The organism is Mesorhizobium sp. LSJC280B00, from assembly GCF_000502835.1.
Taxonomy (GTDB): Bacteria; Pseudomonadota; Alphaproteobacteria; order Rhizobiales; family Rhizobiaceae; genus Mesorhizobium.
The window spans coordinates 1-7,320 of the sequence record NZ_AYVL01000072.1; the positions used below are offsets into that span (position 1 = coordinate 1).

A 7,320-nucleotide genomic window follows, 5' to 3' on the forward strand; every position below is an offset into this window, starting at 1 on the left:
TCGCGCAGCAAATCGTGCAGGTAAGCCTTGGTCTTGATGTCGATGCCGACTGACGGCTCGTCAACCAGCAAGATTTTGACGCCTGCCGCCAGCCATTTGGCGACGCTGATTTTCTGCTGATTGCCACCCGAAAGGTTGGCCACCGTCTGCGCGAGGCTGGGTGTTTTCACCTCAAGNAATCCGAGAAGTGCCGAAAGGGGGCGCCACACTGCAATTCCAGCATTTGACAGCACCGAATGCATCAAGACCAGACCTTCGCCCTTTCGATCTTCGCTGACGTATCCCACACGATGCGTGTGGATGGCTTCGCCGACCGACCTGATCTTAACCGGCTTCCCGTCGATCTCGACGGTACCAGCCGTCAGCGGAAACTGACCCAGGATGCATTTTGCAAGCTCGGTCCTTCCGGCGCCCACGAGGCCATAGAGGCCCACAGGAGGAGCGGAGAGAAAAAACCCAACAGCTTGAGGCGTCCGAACGCTGCAAAGACGGGTGGCAGAGCGCGATAGGATTCTGCACGCGTCAGGAAAATCATTACGCCGAAGAAAATGCTCATTGTCGCGAGCGTGATGATGAAGCTGTGCAATCCTGTGTGAACGGAAGTCCATCCGTTGATAAAGCCCAGCAAGGCGCCAAGGGCCACGGCTGAGAGAATTGCGAGTGGCCATGGAAGCCCGACCACCTCAATGAGATAGCCGCAAGTCATTGCGGCACAAACGCCGATCGCCCCTACAGCAAGGTTCAATNGATGCGTGTGGATGGCTTCGCCGACCGACCTGATCTTAACCGGCTTCCCGTCGATCTCGACGGGACCAGCCGTCAGCGGAAACTGACCCAGGATGCATTTTGCAAGCTCGGTCCTTCCGGCGCCCACGAGGCCATAGAGGCCCACAATCTCGCCTTGTCGGACATGCAGATTGACGTCCGAATGGCCTAAAGATGTTTCAATGTTCTTGAGCTCGATGGCCGGAGGAGCCCCAGTCGAGTTGCGCTCCCGCCAGCCGCCTTCACCCTCGGCCCGGCCGATCATCAATCGGACAATGTCTTGCCGCCCCAGGCCCTCCATTGGCCGGCTTTCACAGGCATTCGACCCATCCCTCAGCACTGTGACGCTGTCGCAAAGCTCCTGCGCTTCTTCCAGCTTATGGCTGACAAATAGCAGGCTGGCGCCTTGGTCTCGCAGCTTTCGCAAAAACGAGAATAATAGATCAGTTTCACTCGAGGTAAGTGATGCGGTTGGTTCATCCAGGAGAAGCACTCGCGAGCGCAGAGACAAGGCCTTGGCGATTTCGACCAGCTGCATCTTGGCGACGCTAAGGCGCGATACCGGGGTTCTTGGGTCGATGTCTAGGCCGAGGGCCTCAAGCCAACGAGCGGCCTGCTTGTTCAAGTCGGCATAGTCCACCGGCTTTAGCAACGAAGCCCCAAGTTGCTCGAGATGGATATTTTCCGCAACAGAAAACCTCGGGATAAGATTCCGTTCTTGATGTACGACGCCAACACGATGAGCGATGGCCTCGCGCGGCGAGCCGAAATGAACCTCTTGGCCCTCCAGGATGAGGCGGCCGGCATCGGGGTGGTGAACACCGGTAATGATCTTGATAAGCGTTGACTTCCCTGCGCCGTTTTCGCCGAGCAAAGCATGTATGGAATGAGTTTTAAGTGTCAGGGAAACGCCCTTTAGGGCCTTTACGCCTGGAAAGGACTTCTCAATGCCCAGAGCCTGGAACGCTATCTCGCTCGCCATTTCAGAGCCTCTTGAGATTTCGTGACAAACGACTTTCGCGAAAACGATTGGCGCCGACTGCCGCCAAGATCATTGCGCCCAGCACGACCTGCACGAGGAACGGGTCGATGTCGAAAAGCACTAGGGCTTGTGTGATTATTGCAACGATCACCCCCCGAGCAGCGTAGCGGGCACGCTGACGTGTCCGCCGGCCAAGACCGCGCCGCCGATCACGGGCGCGGCAAAAGACAAAATTAGCCAGTCGTCGCCGATCGTCGGTTGACCCATTTGTAAACGGGCAACAAGGAGAAGACCGGCAAGCGCTGCAAGAAACCCCGAAAGGGCGTGCGCGATGACAACTGTATTTGCAATCGATATTCCCGACAATTCTGCGGCATGTTGATTGCCGCCGACTGCCAAAATAAACCGCCCTATGGGTTGCCGATTAAGCATGAACCACAAGGCTAGCCCGACAGCCATGGTCGGGAGCATCAACCAAGGAATGATCCCGAAGATCGCGCCCTGTCCGATGGATTTCACGCCGTCTGAGATATCATAAAAGGGTTGGGCATGTGTGATGCCCAAATTGATGCCCTTGTAAACGGACAGGCTGGCGAGGGTAATTACGAACGCCGAAATGCCAGTTCGGGCGATCAGAAATCCGTTTATTACGCCGCATATGACCCCGAGCGACAGCGCGGTTAAGGCGGCAAGGGATGCGGGCACGTGCCACGCGTCCATCATGCCGGCGAAAACAATAGCGCAAAGACCGCCGATAGCCCCGACAGACAAATTCATCTGACCGATAGCGATGATGAGCATTTGCGAAAACGCGATCAGGCCATTTACTGCAATTGCGAGCAGCAGCACCTGAATATTCAATGGCGATAGGAATGATGGGTTGAAGCCCCCCACGATCGCAACGGCGACGATCGTAACCAGCAGCGGCCCAAACCAGTCGCTCCGCACGGCGTTGGCGAAGGAGCCGTTCATGCCATGTTCCTCCGGGCCAGAAAGGTTCGGCGTGTTTTGTCCATCAATACCGCAGCCAGCAAAAGCAGACCCAAAAAGCTCTGAATCCAGAAATCGCCCAGCTGTAATAGAAGCAAACCACTAGTCAGCATCGTCACCAGAAACGCACCTAGGCACGTCCCCAGCACCGATGCCTTGCCGCCCGCCAAAAGTGTTCCCCCCAACACAGGACCAAGGAACGCGATGAGCAGCCAGTCCTGTCCGAGTTGTCCCGCCATTGATGGGATCGCCGCTCCATTGCGTGCGACTAGCATCAGAGCCGCGCAGGCGGCGAGCGCGCCAGACAGCATGTGGCAGTATATGAAGATGCGCCCGACATTTATGCCGGACATCTCCGCCGCTTCGGGCTTGGCGCCAGCAGCCAGCATCTCCCGCCCAACCGCTGTCAAATTATAAAGATATCCTAGAACCAATGCAGCCATGAGGCTAACCAGGAGGAGCGGAGAGAAAAAACCCAACAGCTTGATGCGTCCGAACGCTGCAAAGACGGGTGGCAGAGCGCGATAGGATTCTGCACGCGTCAGGAAGATCATTACGCCGAAGAAAATGCTCATTGTCGCGAGCGTGATGATGAAGCTGTGCAATCCTGTGCGAACGGAAGTCCATCCGTTGATAAAGCCCAGCAAGGCGCCAAGGGCCACGGCTGAGAGAATTGCGAGTGGCCACGGAAGCCCGACGACCTCAATGAGATAGCCGCAAGTCATTGCGGCACAAACGCCGATCGCCCCTACAGCAAGGTTCAACCCCCCAGTCATAACGACGACCATCATGGCCAAGCCGATCATGATGTTGACGGCTGCGATACGACCGAGGGTGAACAAATTGAAGGCCGAAAAGAAACCCTCTGTTGTGAATTTGAAGCCCAGCGCAAAGACCACAATGAGGGCAATGAGCCCAAACTCATTGGTCAGATAGAATCGCGTCTCGGTGGCATTCCTGCGCGGCTTGCCGACGATGTCGCCACTGGGACCCTTCGCCGGCACATCTGAATAAGACATGGTTTCGCACCTTCAATGGCTAGGCTGCCATCTTATCAGGCCTGGCTCTGGGTCACGACAGACACCGTGCAATTTGGTTGGACGACCGCCGGGTCTGCTTGAACGCAGCCCGGCGGCATTGGCGAAAGTCTCGTTACTTGCAGGTCAGATAAGTCGCCTGGAAGGTTTCAAAGAGCTTCTTGGTCGTGTCGCGCATGGCGTCAACATAAGTGTCGATTTTGTCGGCCGCGACATAGACGGTTCCCGAGTCGATGAACTTGTCAGTGAGGGCATTCTTCTTAAAAGGCGCATCGGTCTTGACCGCGCAACCCGAACGAAGCTTGTCGAGAACGAAAGTGCCGATATAGCCTTGGCCATACGGATTCTGCAGCATTGTGCCATTCACAAAGCCATCCTTGATGGCCTTCAACACAACTTGATCGTGATCAATGGCTACCATCTTGATCCGCTTGTCGCCGATCTTTCGGACTGCGTTCGAGGCTACAACCGCAGGGACCCAAGCGGTCGTGATGATGCCATCGACGTCGTTGGCGTGAGCTGCCAGGTAGGCATTAATCTTTTCCTCGGCTGGCTCGGGCGCATCAATGTCAGCGATGACCTGGACGACCGTTGCGCCTTCTTCCTCCGCCGCTTTTTTGACGGCGTCGATGCGAAGCTGGGTATTCGGATCAACAAGGAAGCCGGTGAAATGAGCAATGCGCTTCTTGGTGCCCGTCAGTGTTTTCAAAAGCTCCTTGGTTCCAATGTATGCTGAATTGCCAGTGTCGGTGCCGAGGCAGAAGGTTGCTGAAGAAGGATCCTTGAAGCACCCTGCGCCGCCGATGACAGGCGCGCCATTGGACACGAGCTCGTCGACGGTACTGACCGATCCGACGGGGTCACCTGGGAAAATCAGAAAGCCGTTGTAACCCTGGGTCAAAAGGCTCTCGAGCAGCTGGTTCTGCTGGCTGAGTTCCCACTTTTGCGGCACCTTATAGTCTGCTGCGGCCAGGCCAAAATCCTTGGCAGCATCCTTACCAGCTTGCTCCCACGCCGCGAAGTAGGGGTGCGGACCTCCGGGAACCAGCGCAATTTTTGAATCTCCAGCGGCGAAGGCGGACCCCACGCCTATTGCGGATAGCAGTCCAATCGCGAGCACGCGACGCAAATAGTTCGACATCAAAACTCCTCCCGTTGAGAGCGCCGCCTTCCCGCTTAAAATTGTCGAGACCGCCAGCGCAAATGCCTTGCATTCACCGCAGAAGTTCTAGTACACTTGTATACAAGGTGCAACTGCTTTTTTGTTGATGGCATTTTTCGGAGGACATTGTGCAAGAAGGCGAGCGGAACGCGATATCGCGTTTCGACCAGAATGGAGCGAAAGCCATGTCTTCCGGATTGGCTGAACTAGACGTGTTTTTGAACCGGCGCAGTTCGGCGAGTGAGCAAATTTACTCCGTCCTGCGCGAGGCAATCGTGCGTGCGAAGCTCTTGCCGGGCGAATCGATTAGTGAAAACGCGGTGTGTCGCCAGTTCAATGTGTCTCGCACACCTGTGAGGGCAGCGATCCAAAGATTGGCCGAAGACGGACTTGTAAGTGTCTTTCCGCAGCTCGGCAGTTTTGTTTCGCAAATTGATATCGTCAGCATCCAAGACAGCCATTTTGTCCGCCGTTCCCTGGAAACTTGCCTTCTTCGCGAAGTTGCGCCGCGTTGGACGCCAGCGATGAGCGCTGAAATGCGTTCACTGGTGGCGGCTCAAGAACGGAGTATCGCTGAGGGCGATATTGACGGATTTCACGACAATGACGAGAATTTTCACCAATTGTTTGCGTCTTTCGCGCAGCGACCGGGAGTTTGGACGACCATCCACGCTGCTAAAGCCAAGCTGACTCGCTTTATTCGTTTCTCCGGCAATGCCGCACGGTTTGCGGTGGTGCTGCAGGAGCATTTGGCAATTCTGGATGCGCTGGATGCCAATGACGGACCCGGTGCGGAAGCCGCATTGGTCGCCCATCTCGATAAAATCTTTGTCCTTTTCGACGCGCATGTGTCGGAGACACGCCATGCCGCCGTCTGACCAAGCAATGGAGAATTCCCGCTTGCAATCGCTAGAAGGAAAAACCGTTGTCGTAACTGGAGGCGCAGGCGCTATCGGCTCCGCAATCGCAGTGGAACTGGCGCGCGCCGGCGCTCAAGTAGCAGTCCTGGATCTGCTCCCCGAGGCCGCAGAGGCGCTGGCGTCGCGGATAGGGCATGGCGCCGTTGCCGTCGGTGTTGATCTGGCAGTTGAGAGTTCAACGCGCGCGGCGGCGGAGAAGGTTCTTCAGCACTTCGGTTCGGTCGACATTTTGGTCAACAATGCTGGCATTCTGTCGAACCACAAAATGGCAGATACCTCGATCGAGGAATGGCGAAGGGTCAACATAGTCAACGTAGAAGCCGCATTCCTTCTCGCCCAGATATTTCTTCCTGGGATGCGCTCGAAACGGTGGGGTCGGGTGATCAATATCTCCTCCTATGCCGCCAAAAGCGGAGGCTTGACCGCAGGGACGGCGTATTCAGTTTCGAAGAGCGCGATGATCGGGCTGACCTTTTCAATTGCCCGCGAGACCGCTGGCCAGGGCGTGACCTCCAATGCAATTGCGCCCGCCTACGTAATGTCGCCGATGGTTTCCGAACAGCTCAACGACGAACAGCGCGCGGCCCAGCTTGCTCAAATCCCGGTCGGGCGATTTTGCGAACCTCAAGAAGTCGCCCACACCGTTTCATTCCTCGCGTCACCTCTAGCCGGGTTCATCACGGGTGAGGTTATCGACATGAACGGTGGTCTCCATTTCGATTGAGCTGCATACAATGGAAAATCGTCGTTCTTACGCCAATTTGGCGCTCGCATCAGCCGGTGTCCAAATTCATCGGTACGATCGACGGAGTGTGACGCCCGGAATCGTGCATCTCGGTATCGGCAACTTCCACAGGGCCCATCAGGCAATCTATACGGTGATTGCTTGGCCGCGGGACAACTCGATTGGGGCATCATTGCAGCCTCCCCCGGAGTTCGGACACGCGGGACGCGCTTGCTCCCCAAGATGGTTTGTACACAGTTGTCAGTCGTCAAGATGAACAGACGAGCCTTCGGATAGTCGGTTCTATCGGCCATATTCTTGTCGCACCGGAGGGCCCCGCTCAGCTGCTGGAGGCGCTCTTTGACCCGCGGATCAGGATCGTGACTTTGACAGTCACCGAGAAGGGCTACACGGTCATCTCGGGCGGCGGCTCCGGCCACGAGCCGGCCCATGCCGGTTTTGACGGTACGACGGCTTCACTGTTGCCGGCAGCCGTCCGGTAGTTTGTTCGCATCTGCTTGGCGGGCCTCCGTCACGCCCCACCGTCCAGTGGGCTATCGAGTTCGTGCCTTCAAGACGCGTTAACTAGAAGCTGAACGTCTGCACGACGCGGGCCTGACATTTAGGTCAAGGAACACTGTCCGGTTCTGTGTAAGTTTTCGGATGCCGTTCGGCGATAGAGATAGCTCTCGGAAAGGCCGAGGCGGCGGCACGACTGGACGGCTGGTGATGAATGAAGC

General features: G+C 56.5%; 7 protein-coding genes and 1 pseudogene. 3 read left to right on the forward strand and 5 right to left on the reverse strand.

Features of this window, described 5'->3' with window-relative positions; translation table 11 throughout:
* The 5 genes from X773_RS0140360 to X773_RS72845 all read right to left on the reverse strand — a co-directional run.
* On the reverse strand, positions 1 to 434 hold a 434-nt coding region (locus X773_RS0140360), incomplete at its 3' end, for an ATP-binding cassette domain-containing protein (RefSeq protein WP_245274890.1).
* Positions 362 to 1,747 (reverse strand): ATP-binding cassette domain-containing protein, encoded by a 1,386-nt coding sequence (locus X773_RS0140365; protein ID WP_023680808.1) that lies wholly within the window; start codon positions 1,745 to 1,747, stop codon positions 362 to 364. The genes X773_RS0140360 and X773_RS0140365, both read right to left, overlap by 73 nt.
* A 147-nt stretch (positions 1,748 to 1,894) precedes the next feature.
* Positions 1,895 to 2,719: an ABC transporter permease gene (locus X773_RS72835; protein ID WP_023680810.1), complete on the reverse strand. Its 825-nt coding sequence runs from the start codon at positions 2,717 to 2,719 to the stop codon at positions 1,895 to 1,897.
* Entirely contained in the window at positions 2,716 to 3,756 is a 1,041-nt protein-coding gene (locus X773_RS72840; RefSeq protein WP_023680811.1) for an ABC transporter permease, read from the reverse strand. Before X773_RS72840 ends, X773_RS72835 begins: the two co-directional genes overlap by 4 nt.
* Positions 3,757 to 3,889: 133 nt before the next feature.
* A complete protein-coding gene (locus tag X773_RS72845; RefSeq protein WP_023680812.1) occupies positions 3,890 to 4,915 on the reverse strand; it encodes a sugar ABC transporter substrate-binding protein in 1,026 nt (341 codons plus the stop codon).
* A 149-nt stretch (positions 4,916 to 5,064) separates the two neighbouring features.
* On the opposite strand from X773_RS72845, the gene X773_RS72850 reads away from it, so the two are divergent.
* The 3 genes and pseudogenes from X773_RS72850 to X773_RS0140370 form a co-directional block, all read left to right on the forward strand.
* Complete coding sequence (locus tag X773_RS72850) at positions 5,065 to 5,814, forward strand: GntR family transcriptional regulator (RefSeq protein ID WP_245274891.1); 750 nt, start codon at positions 5,065 to 5,067, stop codon at positions 5,812 to 5,814.
* Positions 5,801 to 6,580 (forward strand): SDR family NAD(P)-dependent oxidoreductase, encoded by a 780-nt coding sequence (locus tag X773_RS72855; protein WP_051406274.1) that lies wholly within the window; start codon positions 5,801 to 5,803, stop codon positions 6,578 to 6,580. The genes X773_RS72850 and X773_RS72855 overlap by 14 nt, the downstream gene beginning before the upstream one ends.
* Before the next feature lie 73 nt (positions 6,581 to 6,653).
* A pseudogene (locus X773_RS0140370) lies at positions 6,654 to 6,990 on the forward strand (mannitol dehydrogenase family protein); the annotation flags it as partial.
* Positions 6,991 to 7,320 lie beyond the last annotated feature (330 nt).